The organism is Ornithinibacillus liuyingii, from assembly GCF_055550225.1.
Window position 1 is genome coordinate 262,399 of sequence record NZ_JBPWOS010000003.1, and the last position, 22,980, is coordinate 285,378.

20 protein-coding genes are annotated in these 22,980 nt (G+C 36.4%); 8 read left to right on the forward strand and 12 right to left on the reverse strand.

Going from position 1 to position 22,980, the window contains the following annotated elements:
* Window positions 1-32: 32 nt before the first annotated feature.
* Window positions 33-1,886 carry an asparagine synthase (glutamine-hydrolyzing) gene (gene asnB / locus ACSKT4_RS05865; protein ID WP_465822992.1) on the reverse strand — a complete coding sequence of 618 codons (1,854 nt, stop codon included), beginning with the start codon at window positions 1,884-1,886 and terminating at the stop codon, window positions 33-35.
* A 274-nt stretch (window positions 1,887-2,160) separates the two neighbouring features.
* The gene (locus ACSKT4_RS05870; protein ID WP_255488135.1) at window positions 2,161-2,292 is read right to left on the reverse strand and encodes a hypothetical protein; all 132 of its coding nucleotides are present in this window, start codon (window positions 2,290-2,292) and stop codon (window positions 2,161-2,163) included.
* 313 nt (window positions 2,293-2,605) lie between these two features.
* Here ACSKT4_RS05870 and ACSKT4_RS05875 point away from each other — a divergent pair, with 313 nt between their 5' ends.
* The gene (locus ACSKT4_RS05875; RefSeq protein ID WP_465822994.1) at window positions 2,606-3,070 is read left to right on the forward strand and encodes a CoxG family protein; all 465 of its coding nucleotides are present in this window, start codon (window positions 2,606-2,608) and stop codon (window positions 3,068-3,070) included.
* A gap of 62 nt (window positions 3,071-3,132) precedes the next feature.
* On the opposite strand, the gene ACSKT4_RS05880 is transcribed toward ACSKT4_RS05875, so the two are convergent.
* Window positions 3,133-3,396 carry a YciI family protein gene (locus ACSKT4_RS05880; protein ID WP_465822995.1) on the reverse strand — a complete coding sequence of 88 codons (264 nt, stop codon included), beginning with the start codon at window positions 3,394-3,396 and terminating at the stop codon, window positions 3,133-3,135.
* Between the two features lie 133 nt (window positions 3,397-3,529).
* Here ACSKT4_RS05880 and ACSKT4_RS05885 point away from each other — a divergent pair, with 133 nt between their 5' ends.
* Entirely contained in the window at window positions 3,530-3,985 is a 456-nt protein-coding gene (locus tag ACSKT4_RS05885; protein WP_186870437.1) for a YndM family protein, read from the forward strand.
* A 62-nt stretch (window positions 3,986-4,047) separates the two neighbouring features.
* On the opposite strand, the gene tkt is transcribed toward ACSKT4_RS05885, so the two are convergent.
* The 4 genes from tkt to ACSKT4_RS05905 form a co-directional block, all read right to left on the reverse strand.
* On the reverse strand, window positions 4,048-6,042 hold the full coding sequence (tkt, locus tag ACSKT4_RS05890; protein WP_186870438.1) for a transketolase: 1,995 nt from the start codon (window positions 6,040-6,042) through the stop codon (window positions 4,048-4,050).
* Window positions 6,043-6,159: 117 nt separating this feature from the next.
* A complete protein-coding gene (locus ACSKT4_RS05895) occupies window positions 6,160-7,512 on the reverse strand; it encodes a PTS ascorbate transporter subunit IIC (protein ID WP_186870439.1) in 1,353 nt (450 codons plus the stop codon).
* A gap of 31 nt (window positions 7,513-7,543) precedes the next feature.
* Window positions 7,544-7,825, reverse strand: a complete 282-nt coding sequence (locus ACSKT4_RS05900) for a PTS sugar transporter subunit IIB (protein ID WP_186870440.1) — start codon at window positions 7,823-7,825, stop codon at window positions 7,544-7,546.
* Complete coding sequence (locus ACSKT4_RS05905; protein ID WP_465822998.1) at window positions 7,825-9,858, reverse strand: BglG family transcription antiterminator; 2,034 nt, start codon at window positions 9,856-9,858, stop codon at window positions 7,825-7,827. The genes ACSKT4_RS05900 and ACSKT4_RS05905 overlap by 1 nt, the downstream gene beginning before the upstream one ends.
* Window positions 9,859-10,054: 196 nt before the next feature.
* Between ACSKT4_RS05905 and ACSKT4_RS05910 the strand changes: the two genes are divergently transcribed.
* Window positions 10,055-10,909 (forward strand): Cof-type HAD-IIB family hydrolase, encoded by an 855-nt coding sequence (locus ACSKT4_RS05910; protein WP_186870442.1) that lies wholly within the window; start codon window positions 10,055-10,057, stop codon window positions 10,907-10,909.
* Between the two features lie 87 nt (window positions 10,910-10,996).
* On the opposite strand, the gene ACSKT4_RS05915 is transcribed toward ACSKT4_RS05910, so the two are convergent.
* From ACSKT4_RS05915 to ACSKT4_RS05925, 3 genes are all read right to left on the reverse strand, one after another.
* Window positions 10,997-11,341, reverse strand: a complete 345-nt coding sequence (locus tag ACSKT4_RS05915) for a hypothetical protein (protein ID WP_186870443.1) — start codon at window positions 11,339-11,341, stop codon at window positions 10,997-10,999.
* 104 nt (window positions 11,342-11,445) lie between these two features.
* On the reverse strand, window positions 11,446-12,396 hold the full coding sequence (locus ACSKT4_RS05920) for an ABC transporter permease (protein ID WP_186870444.1): 951 nt from the start codon (window positions 12,394-12,396) through the stop codon (window positions 11,446-11,448).
* Window positions 12,389-13,312 carry an ABC transporter ATP-binding protein gene (locus ACSKT4_RS05925; protein ID WP_186870445.1) on the reverse strand — a complete coding sequence of 308 codons (924 nt, stop codon included), beginning with the start codon at window positions 13,310-13,312 and terminating at the stop codon, window positions 12,389-12,391. Before ACSKT4_RS05925 ends, ACSKT4_RS05920 begins: the two co-directional genes overlap by 8 nt.
* A gap of 226 nt (window positions 13,313-13,538) precedes the next feature.
* On the opposite strand from ACSKT4_RS05925, the gene ACSKT4_RS05930 reads away from it, so the two are divergent.
* Together ACSKT4_RS05930 and ACSKT4_RS05935 are read left to right on the forward strand one after the other, a co-directional pair.
* Window positions 13,539-14,255: a response regulator transcription factor gene (locus ACSKT4_RS05930; protein ID WP_186870446.1), complete on the forward strand. Its 717-nt coding sequence runs from the start codon at window positions 13,539-13,541 to the stop codon at window positions 14,253-14,255.
* Window positions 14,252-15,994, forward strand: a complete 1,743-nt coding sequence (locus ACSKT4_RS05935; protein WP_465822999.1) for a sensor histidine kinase — start codon at window positions 14,252-14,254, stop codon at window positions 15,992-15,994. The genes ACSKT4_RS05930 and ACSKT4_RS05935 overlap by 4 nt, the downstream gene beginning before the upstream one ends.
* A gap of 73 nt (window positions 15,995-16,067) precedes the next feature.
* Here the strand turns inward: ACSKT4_RS05935 and ptsG are convergent, their stop codons facing one another.
* Window positions 16,068-18,125 carry a glucose-specific PTS transporter subunit IIBC gene (gene ptsG, locus ACSKT4_RS05940; protein ID WP_465823001.1) on the reverse strand — a complete coding sequence of 686 codons (2,058 nt, stop codon included), beginning with the start codon at window positions 18,123-18,125 and terminating at the stop codon, window positions 16,068-16,070.
* 176 nt (window positions 18,126-18,301) lie between these two features.
* Window positions 18,302-19,147 carry a glucose PTS transporter transcription antiterminator GlcT gene (glcT, locus tag ACSKT4_RS05945; RefSeq protein WP_186870449.1) on the reverse strand — a complete coding sequence of 282 codons (846 nt, stop codon included), beginning with the start codon at window positions 19,145-19,147 and terminating at the stop codon, window positions 18,302-18,304.
* A gap of 161 nt (window positions 19,148-19,308) precedes the next feature.
* Between glcT and corA the strand changes: the two genes are divergently transcribed.
* The 3 genes from corA (at window position 19,309) to ACSKT4_RS05960 (ending at window position 22,966) form a co-directional block, all read left to right on the forward strand.
* Complete coding sequence (gene corA, locus ACSKT4_RS05950; RefSeq protein WP_186870450.1) at window positions 19,309-20,256, forward strand: magnesium/cobalt transporter CorA; 948 nt, start codon at window positions 19,309-19,311, stop codon at window positions 20,254-20,256.
* Between the two features lie 130 nt (window positions 20,257-20,386).
* Window positions 20,387-21,985, forward strand: coding sequence for an esterase/lipase family protein (locus tag ACSKT4_RS05955; protein WP_465823002.1), 1,599 nt, complete (start codon window positions 20,387-20,389; stop codon window positions 21,983-21,985).
* 204 nt (window positions 21,986-22,189) lie between these two features.
* Window positions 22,190-22,966 carry a hypothetical protein gene (locus ACSKT4_RS05960; protein WP_211742390.1) on the forward strand — a complete coding sequence of 259 codons (777 nt, stop codon included), beginning with the start codon at window positions 22,190-22,192 and terminating at the stop codon, window positions 22,964-22,966.
* The last annotated feature ends 14 nt before the right edge of the window (window positions 22,967-22,980 follow it).

The window sequence follows — 22,980 nt, forward strand, 5'->3', positions numbered from 1 at the left end:
CTCTGATTTCATCATCATATAAAACTGCTTGCTTAGTCCTCCATATCAATAAAGAAACGTTTATACCACACTAAAAATACATAAACCGTCCAAATATAGCGAGCACGGTTAGCTTGCCCGTGATAGTGCTCATCCAGAAACTTTAATAACATATCCGTATGGAAGAATTGTTTCGCAATATCAGATTCAAAAACTTCTCTCACTTTATTATAGTACTTCGATTGTTTAAGCCATTCTCGGAATGGTACAGGAAATCCAACCTTTGGACGATTTGCCCATTCATCTGGTAATACTTCATTTGCTGCTTTACGTAAAACATATTTTGTATCAATATCATTTACCTTTAAATGTGCTGGAATTTTTCCTGCCATTTCCATCACTTCTTTATCCAAGAATGGAACGCGAAGTTCAATAGAATGTGCAGAACTCATTTTGTCTGCCTTTAATAGTATATCTCCAGGTAACCAGTGCTTCATATCGACATATTGCATCTTCGTCACATTGTCTTTACCTGGAACTCTTTCATAGGATTCACGTACAATTTCAACTGCAGTTGGTGCATCCTTATAATCATCCTTTAGGACTTTCATGGCATCCTTCTCATCAAATACCTTCGCCTGGCCAATAAACTTCTCCTCAACCTTTTGACCACCTTTTACGAAGAATGTAGTAATTCGATTTTCTGGAAGTTTCTTGGCAATATTAGATAAAATGCGTCGGAAAATAAATGGTATTTTCTCATAGGCACGCATTTCTTTTGATGTTTCATACCATGCATACCCACCAAAAATTTCATCTGCACCCTCTCCGGAAAGAAGCACTGTTGCATGCTGACTTGCAAGCTCTGCTAAGAAATATAGCGGCACAGAAGAAAGATTAGATTGTGGCTCATCCATATGATATTGAACCGTAGGAATGATATCAAAGAACTCATCTGCACTGATTATTTTCTTATGATTTTCAATTCCTAATTGCTTGGACAGATCTGCAGCGATATTAGTTTCATTGAAAATACCTTCGTAATCCTCAAAACCGACTGAGAAGGTTTTGTCTGGCTTTAGAAGTGCTGTAATATAACTAGAATCCACACCACCAGATAAGAAGGATCCCACTTTCACATCACTGATACGATGGTACTTAACAGATTCCTCCATTGTTTCTTTGATTTGTTGAACATAGTATTCTAGTGAATTTTCCTCTGTTTCAAATGGCACATCCCAATATTGGTTAATTTCCATTTCACCATTCTTATAAATCATATAGTGACCAGGTCTAAGCTTGTAAACTCCTTTAAAGAACGTTTCATCAAGCGCAGAATATTGGAACGTTAAATATGGCTTTAATGCTTTTTTATTTAATTCCTTTTGGAAACCAGGGAATTTCATAAACGATTTAATTTCTGATCCAAAAAGTAAAGAATTATCAGTAGTATTTTGTGTATAATACATAGGTTTAATACCAAAGAAATCACGAGCGATAAATAACGACTCATCTCTTTTATCCCATAATGCAAAAGCAAACATTCCTCGAAGCTTTTGAAGGATTTCTACTCCATATTCTTCGTAACCGTGGATGATTACCTCTGTGTCACTTTGGCTTTTAAATACATGACCTTTTTCCTTCAAATCATCCATTAAAACTTGGTAATTATAAATTTCCCCATTAAAAATTAAGGCAATCGAGTTATCCTCATTAAACATTGGCTGACTAGCATCGGGTGTTAAATCAATAATTTGCAATCTTCTAAAGCCTAATGTAACATTTCCATCTACATGATAGCCGTCACTGTCTGGACCTCGGTGCCCAATAGTATTCATCATTTCTTGTATAACGGTTGCTTTATCTATATCAATTGTCTTGGTTGCGAATCCAACAAAACCACACATGGCAGTATCTCCTCATATTTCCAATTCTACTATGTTATCTAACTAGTAGTTTATTTAATTCTTCCTTAAATTTATACCTATTAATTTTACCAAGTTAAGGAGACAATCTCAAGAGGGAACACAACAGTATTCGGCATTATTCGACTAAACTTAAAATAATGTGGAATAAGAATCAATCGGGGGACGACTGATTCTTATTTATTTTGACATGATGAGGATGCCTTGCGAGGAGGATTGAGGGATTTTATTGGATTATGTAGTAAGAATGAGAAGATTAGAGTGTATTCAATAGTTTTATTTCGGATAGGCGACGGTTTGTAGCGGCAATAATTTCAAGAAGTTGTACAATTGTTTTTTCGTGTTGCTCCACCTTCCTTTTTAACTCTAAAAATTCATTATAGTTCACTTTACCCCCTCCTTTCTTCCTTGGTTATATCATAAACAAAGACAATAGAATTTTTCCAATTGCGATTTTTAGTATTTTTGACCTAATTCGACAAGAAAAAGCTAATAATCATACATTTTAAGGGAAATTTTTATAGGATAATTTTATTTTAGACCGCTTAATTTATAAGAAAACAAATTAATTTCTTTTTTTCAACATCATTCGACATTTTCATTAGGTAACTTGTCCTATAACCGATTAAATTGCAGTTTTCTCGAATAAAAAATGATATTGCTAATATACTTGGTAACATGGATTAAAGGAGGTTATTGGCATGCCTGGAGGTTCATTTTCAAAAGAAGTAGATGTACCTATTGAAGTTGTATGGGGATTTGTCAGCGATATGAACAAATGGGCTCCACTGGTCCCTGGTTATATCGAGCACAAGGTTCTCAATGAAAAGCAGTCCACTTGGAAATTTAAAGGAGATGTTGGAAAGCTACAGAAGACAGTTAGTATGAGAATTGATATTGTCGACTGGAAAAGGCCAACTACAGTAAGTTTTACGTTAACGGGATTAAGTGAAAATGTAACGGGTAGAGGGTATTTTGAAGCAAGAACGATAACAGACTTCCAAACCGAGATGACTGGAAATTTGAACATAACAGCAAAAGGTTTGATGGGACCTGTCATTAATCCTATTTTAAAAACATTAGTTCCAAAAGCAGTAAGGCGACTAACAGAATCAATTGTAGTAAAAATAATGGATAATCAACGGCAAGTGGCAAGAGGTTATTAAACAGAGCGAACCTTCAGAGATTAATGAGAGGCCAAAACGAGTCAGTTCGTTTTGGCCTTTTCTTATGCTTGTGTCATTTCCCATTCATGAATTTCATAGCCTCTTGCACCTTTTAGAACATAAGGATCCTTTTTCACCATGTCTTCTACTTGTTCTAATAAATCAGCTTTATATATTACTAATCCACCTGCTCCATCCACAAATCGTCCCTTTGCAAAAATAAAGCCTTCCTCTTGTTTCTCCTGTAAGAACTGTAAGTGTTCTTCGCGATACTGTTTACTTTTCTCTTCATCCTTCATCGGTAAAAAAACGGAAAAAAATTTCATAAGGTAGTCCTCCATCTAAGGATATTTATTTGTTATTGATATCATATTTTCAGGCAGTTTGCCAAATACTACTACCAGCACTTGTGTAATTTCCCAATTCTATCTTAACTCTCCTGAAAGGATGTTTCGTTAAATGAATTTAAAAGCACTTGGGATTAAGTTTATCATAAATATGATTATCGTTTTTTCGATTTTTGGCATATTTTATGATGCTTCCTTAGTTAATTTATTTATTATCAGTGTATTAACCACTGCAGTTGCATATGTTGTTGGTGATTTGTTTATCTTAAGACGTTTTGGAAATGTCGTAGCAAGTATTTCTGATTTCTTTTTAGCTTTTGTAACGTTGGCAATGCTTGGGATTATATTTATTCAAACGGACATGCCTATCGTATTAGCTTCCTTATTCGCAGCTTTTTTCATTACAATCACCGAACCCTTCCTACATGCGTACATGCAAGAAAAAGGACCGGATGAAAAGAGTACCCGTCCACTAACTAGAGGAAGATATCAAACCGAAATTGCAGAGGAATCCACACCAAACCGTATAACAAGAAAGACTGATAAGAGAAGAGATCCAACCAAATAATAATGATGCTAACAAAAGTGCCAGTACTATCTTGGAGCATATATAGTATCTGGCACTAATCATTATAAACGTTTAAATTGCTCTACAACATGATCCACCGTGAAACCATATTTCTCCATCACTTCCTCGCCTGGTGCTGATTGACCAAATTTATCAATACTCATCACTTTCCCATTTAAACCAACATAGTCTTTCCACCCAATTTTGGAACCCATTTCAACAGAAAGCCGTTTCGTTAGTTGTCTTGGAAGAACAGTTTCTTTATATTCATCTGGTTGTTGATCAAAAAGATCCCAAGATGGCATGCTTACTACATTGACATAAATACCTTCCATTGCAAGTTCTTGTTGTGCAGATAATGCTAAATTCACTTCAGAACCTGTTGCAATGATGATTCCACAAGGATCTGCTACTGGAGATACAACATATGCTCCTTTTGTCACTCCATTCATTGCCAGTTTACTAGTTTCCTTCAGTGTAGGGAGTCCTTGGCGCCCTAATACTAGAATGGTAGGCTTGTCGGTGGATGATATGGCTATCTTCCAAGCGACTTTTGCTTCATTGGCATCAGCAGGTCGAATAATAGATACTCCAGGCATGGCACGGAGCGACGCAAGATGTTCAACCGGCTGGTGAGTTGGTCCATCTGCTCCAACTGCCACACTATCATGCGTAAATACATAAGTTACCGGTAATTTCATTAAAGCAGCTAAACGAATTGCCGGACGTAAATAGTCGGAGAATACAAAGAATGTACTTACAAATGGTTTTAAATAATGCAGTGCCATCCCATTAGCAATTGCTCCCATAGCAAATTCTCGGACACCGAACCACACATTTCTTCCACCATAACTACCAGGTTTAACATCACCATAATGAATTAAATTAGCTAGAGTAGAAGAGTGTAAATCAGCTGCACCACCAACAAGTTCCGGAAACCTATCCGCTAAAGAATTTAACACCTTACTAGCTGAGGCCCTTGTCGCAATTGATTGTCCTACAGCAAAGTTAGGGAGATTCCCATCCCATTTATCTGGTAATTCTCTATTTACTATCCGTTTAAATTCATGAGCTTCAATAGGATAATCCGCTTCATATTTAGCCAATAGCTGATTCCACTCTTTTTCCTTTTGTATTCCATTTTCACGTATAGACCGAAAATCCTCATATACCTCGTCTGGAACATAAAATTCCTCTTCAAAGTTCCATCCGAGGTGTTTTTTCGTGCGTTTAATCTCTTCTTTTCCAAATGGATTACTATGTGCCTTATGTGTACCTTGTAATGAAGGGGAACCATAACCGATTACCGTTTTCACTTCGATTAAGGTTGGACGCAGCTCTTCAATTCGTGCTAGGTTTAGTGCTTCTTTTATTTCCGTTATATCATTACCATCTTCAACACGAATGTACTGCCAATGCATCGATTCAAAACGTTTTTGAATATCTTCTGAGAACGAATGTTGGAGATCACCGTCTAAGCTAATATCGTTGGAGTCATAAAGGACAATGAGACGCCCCAAGCCAAGATGTCCTGCCAGTGATGCTGCTTCATAGGAAACACCCTCCATTAAATCACCGTCACCACAAATAGTATAGGTGAAGTGATCGACTATCGGATAATCTTCACGATTAAAGACTTCAGCTAAGTATCTTTCCGCAAGAGCCATCCCTACTGCTACTGGTATGCCTTGACCAAGTGGGCCAGTAGTGGCTTCTACTCCTGGGGTATGACCATACTCCGGGTGTCCTGGAGTTTTACTATTCCATTGTCTTGTATTCTTTAAATCGTCTATTGTAATATCAAATCCTGTTAAATGAAGTAAATTATACAACAGATTCGAACCATGACCTGCTGAAAGAACAAACCGATCACGGTTTGCCCAAGTTGGGTTTAGCGGGTTAACAGATAAATAGTTTTTCCATAGTGTATATGCCATTGGTGCCGCCCCCAAAGGCATACCGGCATGTCCATGCTGCGCTTTTTCTACACTATCAAGCGTCAACGTACGTATCGTATTAATCGATAGCTCAGATCGTGCTTTTTCTGTAATTGTCATCCATTATTCCTCCATTTCTTATGTGTTCTGTAATTATGTATCCAAAATAATGGTTAGACCCGAATCCAGATTATTCCTATCAATACTAAATTGGATTCGGGTCACGGACCATTATTATTAATTTTTAGCTATTTTCTTTTTATAAGGTATTGCCATAAGCAATAGAATAACTACTAAGCTAATTACTATGGCAATTGTTCCAAAATAGTTCGCAAGTGATCCGAAGAAAATACCGGCTACACCGAAGTCAGCATCGGAGAAGGTAGAGTTTGCAAATCCTAGATCTCCAAGTACTGGCATTAAGAATACTGGTAAGAACGAGATGATAATTCCATTAACGAATGCGCCAAGTATAGCGCCTCGAACTCCACCAGTAGCATTACCAAATACCCCGGCTGCGGCACCTGTAAAGAAGTGAGGCACAACACCTGGTAAAATAATGACACTACCTGTAAAGGCCATTACAACCATGGATACAATACCCCCAATAAAGCTAGAGAAAAAACCAATTAATACCGCGTTTGGGGCATACGTAAATACAATTGGTACATCAAGTGCCGGCTTTGCATTAGGTACTAGTTTTGTGGAGATACCTTGGAATGCTGGAACAATTTCAGCTAATACTAATCGTACCCCGGCTAAAATAATGAATACCCCTGCTGCAAAATTCCCAGCCTGGATTAACGAGAATACGATATAATTTGTGCCGTCACTTAATTGCGCTTCAATAAATGTAGGACCTGCAAATAATGCTACGATAATATAAATAATTGCCATAGTTAATGCAATACTAACCGTACTATCACGTAAAAATCCTAATCCTTGCGGAAAATTGATTTTTTCAGTCGAAACAACCTCTTTTTTCCCTTTTACTGCCTTACCTACTAAACCACTAACTGCATAACCAACAGCACTAAAGTGACCTAATGCCACATTATCATTGCCAGTTAATTGGCGCATGAATGGTTGTAGAATGGCAGGTGATAACGTCATGATGATACCTAATGCAACAGAACCAACCGCAATTAATAGCGGTGTACTAAAACCAGCTACCGCCATAATAACAGCTAACATACATGCCATGTAAAGGGTATGGTGACCTGTTAAGAAAATATACTTAAAAGGTGTGATTCGAGCAATTAAAACGTTTACAATCATACCAAAAAACATAATAAGAGCCGTAGTAGTACCATATTCCGTTAGAGCTAATCCAACTATTGCCTCATTATTGGGAACTACCCCAGATACATTAAATGCTTCCTGGAACATTGCTCCAAATGGTTCAAGTGCAGTACCTAAGATACCAGCACCAGCAGAGATAACAAGGAACCCAACAAAGGTTTTCGTTGTACCTTTTATCGTATCCGATAATTTCTTACGTTGTAGTAATAATCCAACAATTGCAATTAATGCAACTAGAATTGCTGGTTCACTTAAAATATCAACTAACGTACTTAAAAACGAATTCATGCTGCTCTTCCCCCTATTGGTTTAAATTATATTATATTAAGTTTTTCTCTTTCATAAGCGCTGTAACTTTCTCTCTTAATTCATCCATATCAATAATATTGTTAAGAATGACTACTTCACCAAGTTGTGAACCACCTTCTGCGATATCCTTTGCTAGAAAGAATACATCTGCATCACCAGGCGATACAGAACTTAAATCCGAATGCTCGACTTCGACACCTGTTACCCCTAGTTCTTGTAGTACATTTTTAATATTCATCTCCACCATAAAACTTGTTCCTAAACCATGCCCACATACTGTCATTATTTTCATTATTCTTCCCCCTCTTTTATAATATGGATTACCTCTTCAGCAGTCTTAGCTCCTTTTAATAAAGTAAGCTTTTTATCATCTGCTAGAATTTTAGTTAAATGAGATAATGCTTTTAGATGAGCTTCATTATCGATTGCAGCAATACAAATGAAAATATCAATTGCGTGCTCTTGTTTATCCAGTAAAAGAACTGGTTTAGTTGTTCGCAGGAATGACATACCAATATGATTCACTCCAGCCTCCGGTCTTGCGTGTGGGATGGCAATACCTTTGCCGATGTGAATGTACGTTCCTACCTCTTCGACATTATGAATCATGGCATCTACATAACCTTGTTCGATATTACCTGACTCTAACAGTGGCTTTGATGCATAAGAAATGGCATCTTTCCAGTTGAGGTCTTGATCGGTAAATTGAATCATATTTTCTGTTAGTAATTCTGAAAGCATTGGTGAAAATCTCCCTTTATCTGTGTTTTTTAAATAGAGTAGGTTAACTAATTCAGAGAATAAACGATCCTCATCATGGATTTTGGCATATTTTGTAATCACTTCCATAATCCTATCCACTGAGATATTCTTAACGTTCATTCTTGGGAAATCACTGGTAACCTGTTGAATAAGATAATTTTTTTCTACTTGAGATAGCAGTGAAGGAACAACATAGGTTGGCTTTCCAGTCGATGGAACTTCTACTGTTGAAAAGATCATATCGTAATTTCTTGGTGACATATCCTTCAAGAAATGGGTACTCGAGAATTCTATATCTGGAAACATCTGACTTAACTGCGCCTTTAGCATCATGGAAGAGCTAATCCCATTAGCACAAATGATTAGTGCCCGTAATCTTTCTCTGTATTGCCTTCTATCCTTGGTTATATGACCACCAAAGTGAAGTGTGAAATAACCAATCTCTTCGTCACTTATCGTCTTTCCTGTCCACATAGCAAGTGGAGATAGCGCCTTACGCACAAATTCAAATAGATCTTTGTAATCCTCCTGAATCCGCTCTTTCAATGGATTCACCAAAGGGATGCCAAAGGAGATACGGAAGTATGCTGGTACTAAATGATTGTACAAACTCTTTCTTAGAAAGGTTTTATTCTCTATTGGTAACAATGTAACCTTCTCAAACTCCATAATAATCCTATCAGCAAGCTCTAGAAGAGTAGGATTTTCAACTGTATCCATTTCTTGTAAGGACACTAGAAGTTGTAACGTAACAAAAAAACTTTCTTCTATGGTTCCAGTTGGAAATAATCTGGCTGCTAGTTTTTTACCCGCTTCATACACATCTTGTCTACCTAGAATACTTTTCTCATAATCTTTAAAGGTTAGATTTTCTTTAGGAGTTCTAGCCCGAAAAAAGGTTAGTCGTGTTATCATTTCTTTTTTTCTACTCTTTACTAGCGAGATATTTTCTTTCTGGATAAATTCATCTACAATACATTTGGTATGGACAATTTCATTCTCAAATGCCCAGCTTTTTAATATGATTATTACGATTTCTTTTCCTAATGGCTGTGAAGTCAACATATCACTACAGTATGCAGCAAGTCTTCGCTTATCCATCTCACTTCCGATGGCATGATACCCCTCTGCTCTTGAATAAACCCATTCCAAATTCCATTCCTCGCATAATTTCTTAACACGCTTTACATCCGCTAATGCCGTATTTTTACTAACACCAAGTAGTAGCTGGTAATGGTAATTCGATACTACTTCCTTGCGAATGAACGTATAAAGATAAATGGCAAATACTCGATCCTGTTCAGAAATGATAAACATACTGGAGTCCACATTGGCCAAAAATCCTGATAAAATCCTTTCTTTCAATACTCCAGGAACATGAAATAGACTATTTTCTAAACTAACTTCTGGTAGTTCTAAATTATTCAGCGTGTTATTTAATTTGTCTAAATCATAATGAAGTTGTCTATCTGTTATGCCAAGCTTTCTCATCACCTCTGATTTCGTAATCTGGTAATTAGAAGTAATTTCTTTAAATAGTAAATAGGAGCGTTGATCTATCAAGACATTACCCTCCACTTCTTACTTAAATTGTATATCGCTTTCATTTCATCTTTCAATCCCGATTGGCCCCAATCTATGTAATACACCCTGTACACGAATTGTGCTCAGTGCTGCCCCATCCAACGGTAATAATCTTCTATAATGAATGTATATCAAAATACTACTATAACGTAAAATCGAAATGTGAGGAGATAATGTGAATATAAAAGCCATAGCTTTAGATATGGATGGAACATTACTGAATAAAAGCGGGATGGTAGAAGAAAATGTAATCATTAAACTAAATTCGCTCAGAGAACAAGGAGTGAAACTCTTTGTTGCCACTGGTCGTACAAAAAAGGAAATTGCAGATGTTTTACCTGCCCATTTGGATTTAGATGGCTATGTGACCGCAAATGGGATGGGGGTATATACAAAAGATAAACAACTAGCACGATTTTCTTTAGAAGAAAACTTACTTCAAAAAGTTATTGCCAATGCGCGGAAAGATAGAATTTACTATGAGGTACATCCAGAAGAGGAAAATCGCTTTGCCTTAGAAGAAGATAAAGCATACTTTGCTTCTGAGCTAAAAAAAGAATTCCCAAAGACACTGCTTGTCAACGAATGGAATTCTAGAAAGGAAGCGTTGAATAAAAATATTTACTGGGTTAATCAGTTAAGCTACGCGAATATAGTTAAAGTATATTTCTTCAGTATGGATATCAATAAAATTGATCGATGGAAAAATGCGTTAATCGAGCTAAAAAAAGACCAAAATTTCTCCATGTCATCTTCATCAAGACATAATGTGGAAATGATGGTAGCTGGTATATCAAAAGGAACCGGTATGCAATTATTGCTGGATGCGTATAATATGTCCAAACATAATCTATTAGCAGTAGGTGATGGGGAGAATGATTTGGCTATGTTTGAATTAGCTGGGCATGCTGTTGCGATGAAAAATGCCAATAGCCGTGTACAAGCACAAGCAGATGAAGTAACTGATTACACGTACGAAGAGAATGGATTACTTCATTATCTTAATAAATTATTCGAGATATTAAATTGAGGAAGGCCAATAATTTTTAACTCCTTCTGCGATATATGTATGCTTTCAACCAGAAAAAAATGAGAACCATTCATATGGCTCTCATTTTTAATGCCCATCTCGATGTTTTTCACTATGTATAACCTCGTCTAAAAATGTTTCTACTTTCGTATGATTATGGATATCACAATAATATACAACCGTTTTTATTCGGTGTGAGATGGTACATGTTCGTTTACGCTTCATAAAATTTTTCCAGTACGTGTACTCATGCTCACCCACTAAAATGGTATCATAATGCACACTCGATTGCTGCCAATTATGTTCTTCCGTTGTTGTCGGAATTCTTTCAGCCATAACAATTTGTTGAGCACCAAAAAATAATACAGTAAGAATAACTAAGCATCGAATTATTTTAATCCTACTCACCCCACCAATTTCTATACTTTTCATTAGCTTTTCCAATTTAGACTACTTTTATGTACGTAGTCGGCGGTTTTTACTATTAATTAGGTGGGGTGTTTACTCTATAGGATAACACGGTTATAATCAATCCATTAACTAGCTACATCACGCTTGGTAAATACAAGCCAAGAAGCAATAATAAATATAGCAAAATAGATACCCAGTACGATAGAAGAAAACGTTAAACTCATTCCTTCAATAAAAGGTTCACTACCATTTAAATATTGGCTCAAATCTGTATTGGCAAATAAAATATATTTAGACCAACTATGCTCCGCAAAGAACAAGACAATCGAATTACCTGCCAACATTAAAAACACTGCTGTTCCAATTGCAATTCCACTACTCCTGAAGATGCTAGATATCATAAAGGCAAATGTAGCCATCATAACAAGATTCACAACTTTTAGCCCATATCCTACCGCTACTTCTTTTATAATTGGTGCGTATTCTAGGCCACTTGCTTTTTCCACTACCATATATGGGTTAAGACCATCAATACCAAAGAATAATGCTCCGACAATTACTGAAAAGATAACGAGAAAAATAAGCGTGTAAATAGCAAATAACAATACTGCGACATACTTAGATAATAGTATTTTTGCTCTAGAAATAGGGCGAATTAGAATCAGTTTAATGGTCCCCCACTTAAACTCATTTGCAAGAATTCCAGCTGCAACAATGATCGTAAATAAACTAATAAGCGAAACTAGAAATACATTTTCTAGTACATATTGCCATGCTCCATATCCAGGCGGTTGAATATCATGTTCTAAGTAATAATTATTTTGTTCAATTAGACTCGTATTAATATCACCAAGGAGCCCAATCTCTTCTATTTCCTCCATGAGTTCCGTATTCTCCGCTTGTAATTCCTCTCTCCAATTGTTCTCATCATAATCTTTTACAACTAAATCTGTAGTAAGATTGATAATTGCCCCTACCAAAACAATTAAAGCGAGTAGGATGTACATAACCCAGGTCGATTTTTGTATATATATTTTTTGTACTTCATTATTAACTAGCCTGTAAAATTTAACCAATTGTATTCTCCCCTATCAAATCAAAAAATTTATCCTCTAATGACGTTTTCGATACTTCTACTTGGTATATAGAGATATCTTCTTTTACCAATGTTTGAATGAGGATTGGGATTTGTTCTTTAGGACATTGGAATTTTACCAAGCCATTCTCAAACTGAGTATCTATATGATGAACATTCTGAATGAGTTCAACAGCCTTTTTGGCAGGCTTTCCTTCAAGTTGCACCTGGATGGTAGAATCTTTTACATTTGTAGACGGCTTGACAGACTGAATCGCTACAAGTTCCCCATTCTTGATAACACCAATCCGGTCACACATAAGTTCTATCTCGGACAATAAATGGCTTGAGATGATAATCGTAACATTGTGTTCTGTAGCTAATTTCCGAATGTATTGGCGAATCTCCCTTATACCAGCTGGGTCAAGTCCATTTGTAGGCTCATCTAAGATCAATACGGATGGATTATGTAATAATGCTTGCGCAATTCCTAGGCGTTGACGCATCCCAAGTGAATACTTCCCAACCTTTTGATTGATTGCTTTCTCCAGTCCTACTAATGAAATAACCTCTTGAATTCTTTCCTTCGTTATTCCTGGCATCATACGTGCAAAGTGATTTAAATTTTGTAATCCTGTCATAAATGGATATAATTCTGGGTTCTCTACAATGGCTCCAACTTCACGGATCGCCTCTTTATAATTGTCTTTTATACTTTTCCCTAATATTTGCACATCCCCGTTCGAGATTTTCATTAGACCTACCATCATCCGAATGGTTGTAGTTTTACCAGCTCCATTCGGTCCGAGAAATCCAAACACCTCACCAGATTGAATTTCAAAATCCAACCCTTTAATAATTTGTTTCTTTCCAATAGATTTCTGCAGATTAATTAACTTCATTGCTGTTTTTGTCAAATTTTCTCCTCCTTGCCTTGTTCATCAGAATTTTGCGCTGGTAAAATTTCACCAAACGCTTGTTAAAGTTCCTACGAAGCTCTATCAATATCTTAACAACAACAGGTTTCTTTCAATTGAACGTTTATTTACCATTGGATAAATTTTTACGTATTTTGTTCAACTAATGGTAAACTTCAAATGGTATCATAAAGTGGAGTAAAGCTTCATACATAGGGGGACAAGGATGGATAATACAACGATTTTAATTGTCGATGACGAGCAATCAATTGTAACCATGTTAGAAACAATGTTAAAAAAAGAAGGATTCCATAATATTTATAAAGCCCACACAGGTAACGATGCGTTAAAAATTATAGAAAATCATACGATTGATATTATTATTCTTGATGTCATGCTTCCAGATGGAAGTGGCTTTGATTTTTGTCCGACCATTAGACAGCGGTCCAATGCTTATATACTATTCCTGACCGCTAGAGTATCGGATTTAGATGTACTTACAGGCTTTGCAACAGGTGGTGATGACTATGTCACCAAGCCATTTAATCCTCTAGAAATTGCAGCTCGAATTAAAGCACATATGAGAAGATTTGAAACAAAGTCAGATACTAGTAGTGATTCCAGTCATCCTAAACGGTATGATTATGGACGATTTGTCTTGGATGAAAATGCTGGTGAATTAATCGTAGATGGACAAGTAATTGGTTGTCCGACACAAGTCTACTTACTATTACTTTATTTCTGCAAATATCCCAATACCGTATTTTCGAAATCCGCTTTATTAGAAGCGGTATGGGGATTCGATCGATATGTAGATGATAATACGGTTTCCGTACATATTAGAAGAATTAGAGAGAGAATTGAACTAGATCCAAGTAATCCGGAATACTTAGTTACTGTTCGAGGTCTTGGATATAAGCTTGTAAAGGAAATTTCATCATGAAAAAGTTAAGATGGCGGTTATTTCTAAATTTTTTATTTCAATTTATTTTAATAGCTGCAACGATGCTATTTCTTATCTTGATTACGTTGATGTTTGCAGTTATTTTCTTTACGAAGGATTATTCGGAACAAAATTATTATCAAGCCATGCTCGAATCTATTTCCATGGATACGGGAAATTCCTTACGTGATTTACAGATGGCAGAGGGATGGGACGATAATTTAAAAGAACAGGAGGTATGGGTACAAATTATAGATGAGAACGGGAATGTAACAGAGTCAGGAAACGTGCCCGAAGATATTCCGAATCATTATAGTCAATATAATTTAATTACGATGAAGCAAACAAAGGAGATAAATGGATATTCCTTAGCTTTTTATTTGGAAACTTTTTATGAAAATAATTATTTATTCCTCTTAGGTTATGAAGATTTCGGGAACCATTTATTGCAAACTATCCTCGAAGATTACGGAGAGAATGGTCAAATTCCAGATTCTCATATTCCAGAAGTGGAAAGGATACTTAGCGAGAGTAATGGGAAGTTGGAGATTTTTGATTCCAATGAAACGCTTCTTCTGACAATCGGTAACGATTTAAAGGTTAAAGAGAAACCTTTAAATGTATTCTTAAGGGAGTCTTCCCCGAATACATTCCCTACTAACCAAAATTTCTATAAAGATCCCGAATCCGATACATTATGGGTACTTTATACTCCAAATGATAATGCTAAAGAGCTCGAGTTAAAGCAATATCACGACCTCGGTATTGCGTTTGCTATTACAGGAATCATCGTACTTTTTATTACCATCATGATATCCATATGGAATGGTTTTCGCTATGGTCACCCGCTCTTTATCTTTTCGAATTGGTTGAGTAGGATGGGAAATCAAGAGTACGGAGAAGTACTAACTGCTCAAGAAAAGAAACAGGTTTACAAAAGAAATGGGAAGCTTAAGATCAGGTATCGATTATTTAAGGAAGTATTCCAGGCATTCTATGAAATGGCTGAAAAACTAGACCGTTCCAAAAAAGAAAGAGAACTATTGGAGAGGACAAGAGAGGAGTGGATGGCAGGGATTTCTCATGACCTACGTACACCACTATCAACCATGCAAGGATATGGAAATTTACTAGAAAGTAGTCAGTATAATTGGTCGAAGGAAGAATTGGCTGAAATTGGTGAAACCATTAAGAATAAGAGTGAGTATATGCTTAGACTCATTGAAGACTTTACGTTGAACTTCCAATTGAAAAACGAATCTGCCACCATACTTTTACAGAAAAGAAAGATAAACCAATTTATGAATGAATTAATTCAGAAGTATAAACAGGATCGAACGATTGAGGAATACTCCTTATCCTTTGCACCATTAGAAAAGGATGTTGAGGTCGAGATTAATAAACGCCTGTTTGAAAGACTAATTGATAATCTTATTTATAACGCGATTAAACATAATCCAATCGGAACAAAAATTGAGATTCTGTTGGATAAAACTACCTCTAATCAACTAAAGCTTACGATTAAAGATGATGGAGTTGGGATGGACGAAAGAACAAAACAACATTTATTTGATCGTTATTATCGTGGAACAAATACAGACGAAAAAACTGAAGGAACTGGCTTAGGAATGAGTATAGCGTTACAAATTGCGGTTGCTCATCGAGGAGAAGTTCAAGTTGATTCTATAGTTAACGCAGGGACTTCTGTATCTGTCACATTACCATTATCAACTGAATAGTGATTAGACTATATTTAAATATAGAGGGAGAACAGGATAGCATGACCATCCCGTTTTCCCTCTCTTATTTACATTAATTTGCTTCTATTTTAACAATACCTTTTTCTTCGATGGAGACACTACCTTGTTTTACTATTACAACCTGTTCTCCTTCTTTCAAGTTTGTAAAAACAATTGGCGTAATAGATGATGTCGCATGTTCTTCAATATAAGCTAGATCGACTTTTAATAGTGGCTGACCAGATTGCACGGTATCGCCTTCTTCTACTAATAGTTCAAATCCTTCACCTTTTAGATTTACTGTATCTAAGCCAAAGTGAATCAGAACTTCTCTTCCACCTTCAGATAGAATTCCTAAAGCATGCTTTGTTGGGAATGCATTGATGACTTTACCATTAACCGGTGAAACAACTAGCCCGTCAACTGGTTTAATAGCAAATCCATCCCCCATCATTTTCCCAGAGAATACTTGATCAGGAACCTCCGTGATTGGAACAATTTCACCTTTAATTGGCGCAATAAATTCTTCCTCTACATTGGTATTTTGTAACGCTTCCGGATTCACTTCTTCTATTTGTTGCTGTACTTCTTTATCTAGGTCAACCTTCTGCGCTGGGCGAGGCTTCTTACCAGACATAATGTCTTGCATTTGCCCTTTAATAATTTCAGAGCGTGGACCGAAGATAGCTTGGATATTATCCCCAACTTCTAGCACACCCGCAGCACCCAGATTTTTCAACTCATCTTTATTTACATTGCCAATATCATTAACCGATACACGTAGTCTTGTAATACAAGCATCTAAATGCGCGATATTTCCTTGTCCACCCATAGCTTCTAATACATTGTACGCTAGGTCTCCTGCTTCACCTTTTGATTCAGTAGTTTCCTCTACTTCCTCGCGTCCTGGTGTCATCAAGTTAAACTTCTTAATAAAGAAGCGGAATAAGAAGTAGTAAAGGACACCAAATCCAACCCCAACTATAATGGCTAGCCACCAAGGCTCTTTACCAGGTAAGATTCCAAATAGGGCAAAGTCAATAAACCCACCAGAGAATGTATAACCAATATTAACACTTAAGAAGGTCATAATCATAAATGATAATCCATCTAAGATTGCATGGATTAAGAATAAAAATGGTGATACAAACATAAATGAGAATTCTAATGGTTCGGTAATACCCGTTAAGAATGAAGTTAAAGCCCCTGAAGCTAATAAACCAGCAACAAGCTTTTTCCGTTCTGGTCTAGCAGCATGATACATAGCTAATGCCGCGGCAGGTAGTCCGAACATCATAATAGGATATTCCCCAGCCATAAAATTACCGGCTGTGATTTCAACATTATCACGTAACTGCGCGAAGAAAATCGTCATATCTCCACGAACAATCTCTCCAGCAGCAGTGGTATAAGAACCAAATTCATACCAGAATGGCGCATGGAAAATATGATGTAAGCCAAACGGAATTAATAAACGTTTAATAAATCCAAACATAAATACAGCTAAATAGGTTCCTTCTTCAATCAACCAATACGAAGCATTGTTCATCGCTGTTTGAATTGGTGGCCAAATAAGCATTAAGATTAATCCAGCAATGAATGAAAATACTGCTGTCGCAATAGGAACAAAACGCTTACCAGCAAAGAATCCAAGGAATGAAGGCATTTCAATATCATGGAATCGATTATAGGCAAAGGCGGCAATTAATCCGACTATTATTCCCCCGAATACCCCTGTTTGCAAGGTTGGTATACCTAATACACTTGCATAACTCGGATCGGTTGCAATCATTTCTTCGGTTACACCAATCCAAGATCCCATAACCTGATTCATTACTAAATAACCAACTAAAGCAGCAAGTCCCGCGGCACCATCCGCTGCCAAACCGATTGCAACACCAACCGCAAAGATTAATGCCAGGTTAGCAAAGATAATATTACCGGCGTCCTCCATAACAGATGCTGTTAGCTGAATCCAATCAGCATTTAGAAATGGCAGATAATTAAGTGTTGTTTCTTGCTGAGCGGCATTACCTAGCCCTAGTAATAAACCAGCAGCAGGTAACAGTGCCACAGGCAGCATAAGTGCTTTACCAATCTTTTGTAAAACACCAAAAGCCTTTTTAAACATAAATATCCTCCTCTATGATCAAACATATCTTGTCCCAGCAAACGATAAAGAATAAGTTAGACAAACAAAAAAGGCATGAATAGAGATAGGAAACAAGAAGTTAGGGATAGTTTTCCCACTTCTTCTCATTTCATCAATTCTCTACTCATGCCTGATCGAATCAGTAACACGTAAGATTATGAATCATATTTAATTACTAAACGCTGTAAATGCATGGTTAAATAAACAGCCTCTGCATCATATACAGGTTTCTTTAACGTTTGCTGCATCATTTTGATAAGCTTCCACGCCAGATTATAACATACAGGATATTCGTTTTTCAATAGATTTGCTAACTTCATAGGCTCTTCCATTTTTTCCCCTTTTATAACACGTTCAATTGTGTAACGAATATGACGTACTAGGCGGAGATAATCAATTCCTTCTCGATCAATGTCTATCTTTAATTGTTCCTCTATCGTATGGGTTAACCGAGAAAGTAAATTAGAGTATACACTTATATCAGATAAGGATTTTTCAGTAATGGCACTATGAACATGCAGGGCAATAAATCCTACTTCTCCCTCTGGCAATTGGATATCCAGAGACTGGTTCATATTATCTACTATTTCTGAAGCAAGTTCATATTCAAAAGGATACAGTGCTTTTGTTTCTGATAAAAATGGATTCGTAATTTCCATTCCTCGCTTTAAGCGCGTAATAGCAAATAAAATATGATCGGTTAAGGCGACATGCACTTTTTCATTTATTAATGTATTTGACCTTCGTTTAATCATTTCTATAGCGGTGATAATAGCTTCTAGTGTCGAATCCTCCATACTAGGCAGTAATTTTTTATAATTTTCTTGTTCCGCTTTATTACGGAGTTCAAAAAGCTTCTCAACTGTATCTTCCTGAATAATATCATTTCTTTTCTTGTTAAAACCAATCCCTTTTCCAATTAAGACAACCTCTTGGTTGTCATTATTTAACGCAATAATGACATTATTATTTAACGCCTTTAAGACAGTATAAATTCTCAAAACCTCCGACTCCTTTTCCCCTCAAACACTTGTCCGTCAACCATATCTTTATCTAATTCGTAATAAATGATTCACCACACAAATTTATATCATACATAAATGTAGTGGTTGAGAGCAAACTTTTTAAATAAAAGCTACTTTCTGAAGAAGGAGTACTAACGTTGATTCAAGTCATTGCAATAACAGAGAAAAACGAAAGAATTACTTCCTTATCAATCGACGAGGTTGACTTTAGTATGTATAAATGGTGGTGGGTTGATTTTAATCATCCTACAGAAGAGGAAATCAAAAAGCTTGATACTGTACTACATTTTCATCCATTATCTATAGAGGATTGTATCCATGGTCAACAACGCCAAAAGCTTGATTACTATGATGATTTTTCTTTAATCGTAACCCATACTATTGGTCCTGATGATTATGACCAATTTGAAGTCAATTTTTTCATTGGAGAAAATTATATCGTGACAGTCCACCGCCATGATTTGATGGAGGTTAACCAAGTCTGGAACACCTTTATAAACCTTGACAGCATGAATAAGTGGGACGAATATCGTGTTCTCTATGAAATATTTGATAAAGTTGTTGATAATTTTTTCCCGATTATTTACGAATTAGAGGATGATATTAATCAAGTTGAAAAGAACCCACATGGTGTTTCGATGCATATTGAATTAGATAAGTTATTTCAATTTAGACATAAATTGTTAAAGTTACGACATGCTATCCATCCTATGCGTGATTTACTTTATCGAATTCTAAATTCCCACCATCTGGAGATTCAAACCCATCGAGAATTTTTTGTTGACATTTATGACCACCTATTAAAACTGTCAGAAATGGTTGATTCTAATCGAGATATTACCAATGATATTCGAGATAATTTCATTTCCTTAAATTCTTATCAACAAAATAAAGTAATTCAGATTCTAACCGTTATTACCTCTATCTTTGCACCACTAACCTTTATTGTTGGTATTTACGGGATGAACTTTGTTAACATGCCAGAGTTGAATTGGCATTATGGTTACTTTATCGTGCTTTTATTTATGCTAGTCATTAGTTTCATGATGATTCTTTGGTTTAGAAAAAAAGGTTGGTTTAAGTAGTTTATTTTAGCATTTTATATATGACCCTATCCCTCTATTATCTGTCTATCAACTTTCCCAACCTCCTTCCCTCATGAATCCTTTTTCATCGGAATAAGATGAAAAAGGACTATTTATGAGGAGGGATAGAATGTGTAAAAAGCTTTCGATGGTCTTTATCATTTGTATGCTTGCATTTGGTTTAGCACTTCCGTTATCCACTACTGCCAAAACGAGTCAACCAACGGAAATATCTGATCCTACTCCACACAACCAATCTGAGCTAAACTTCTCTATTACAGGTAAAGCTAACAATGGTAACACGGAAACTCCAGGTGAATGGTATAGCGGTGAAACACCACCAAATCTTGACCCCAATAATCCTGTATTACTCTTTGTCCCAGGACTAAATAATGTTGCCCAAATCTTTTGGACTGACAATGATATGTACCAAACCGCCTATGATGCTGGCTATCAAACAGCCTTCATCCAACTATATGATGCTGGTGGTGCTTCTGCAGATATGTGGGATAATGGTGCACTACTTGCGGGAAAAATAGCAGAAATTTCGAATCACTTTGAGGGAAAGAAAATCACAGTCGTCGCTTATAGCAAAGGCGGTGTAGATACCCAGACCGCATTAACTTATTATGATGCTTGGCGATATGTAGATAATGTCATCACCCTATCTAGTCCACATCATGGCTCCCAATTAGCAGATTTGGCTTATAGCTCAGGAGCAGGTTGGCTAGCTAATCTGCTTGGAGCACAGGGGGATGGTACATATGCCTTGCAAATGGGTAATATGGCAAATTTTCGAAGTCAAATCGATAATGAACCTAGGGCATACCATAATCATTACTACACATTAGGTGGAACAAGCTGGGGTTCTGTATTTTCTTCTACATGGTTCGGAGGGGTGTATCTATCCCAATATGGAGCAAATGATGGCGTTGTCACTGCGGCGAGCAGTGCTTTACCAGGAGGACAGCAGATTTCGATTGGTGACTGGAATCATACATCCATCAGGAGTGGGATAACATTCCCTATTTTTCTACCTTACTTATTCAATAGCACGTCCTATGGTTCGCCAACTAAGCAAATCATGGATATAGTAGATAAAAACACCCCAAGCTTCAACCACTGGGTTGATGGAGGACCTCTAAATACCGACAAAGCAAACAATATAACTATTACAGTAGAAAACGATGTAAACAACCTATCTTTAAACCTAATGACCTCCAATTATCTCGCAGATATTAAACTCGTTTCACCTTCTGGAAAAATAACTACCCCTACCATGAAATCAACCAAATTAAACGATGGCATCTTCTTAGGTGCAATCCAGCATGTCATTTTACTTGATAAGCCAGAAAGTGGAGAATGGTCCTTACAATTAACCGCTAAAGAAAAAGACGCCTACCTATTAGTCGCAACCTTTGATTCCCCAACTAAATTGGCATATCGTTCGAATACTAGAATCGTTCAAACTAATGAAATGATTTATCAATTACAAGCAAATAGTCATTCTGTAGAAGAAAATTCTCTAAAGGCTACTTACGAGATCACCCAATCGAATAACCCATCCAATAAGAAGAACTTCACCGTTCAAGGTACTCCAAACTTATCACAGTTAATTCCATTCCATAACCGAGATGAAGTGTATAACATTACCATTGACGTAGAAGGACGAACAAAAAGTGGGGAGAAATTCAAGCGGACTATAATAGATTCTGTATACGTAAAATAACTATCCTTCATTCCGTTGTAAGAGCCCTTGCCAAGCAAGTGCTTGTATGGCATTGGAACGGAAATCATTTAATCCCTTTCTATATTCATTAATGTATTTCAACAACATTTAACCTCTGAATACAATCACAAAATCATAAAATGGCATAGGACAATTTATCCTATTCATATCTTTTACAAACAATAGGAAGGGGGCCCGAGTCAATTGGATATAATCCGAATCGAATGGGTTCCATTTCAGAAAATTAATGCCCGTCACACGAATACTATTCCACTAACTAGATATGCATATCAGAACCATATGGAAACCCATATACCATATATTCATATTATTCGAAACCAACAAAATGACTTCCTACTCGCAAAGGGGATTGAAGCTTATAATAAGCTATACTCAATAGATTTCCATAGAAGCATCCCGGTCTATGTCATAACTAATCCACATATCACCTTGTTAGAATGGACATACCAATTATTTCAGTCCTGCATGCAAGAAAGAGTTAATCATAGATTGAAATACGAATATATTACCCTTTTGCTCAAGGAGACCCGTAACGATATAGCCAGTATTTGCAAACATACCAGATGTACCAAAGAAAACATTTACCAGCTATTATTTGACTCAACCATACCCGAAAAATATAAAGACCTTGCGATAAAACATAATCGTATTCAACTCATCAATTCCATAGCCACAAATCCAAAATTACAAAACTATCGATCTGTACTTTACCCAGCTGTTTTCCAGCATAACAATCGACTAACCTATGAGAAATTAAAGCTTTTCCTTACTTATATCGATGAAGGATATCAATTACATGTCAACTCTATCCTTGCTTTAGAAAACTTCAACAAAATAGTGGATCAAGCGCAAGCATTAAAATATTATTGGGATAGCTTGGAATTTCCTGATACGCAGATAATGGAAGGAATTTTTTATTACAAGGGCGATAAACATTCTAGAATAAAGGTAAGATTATAAGAAGGAGTTTGGGG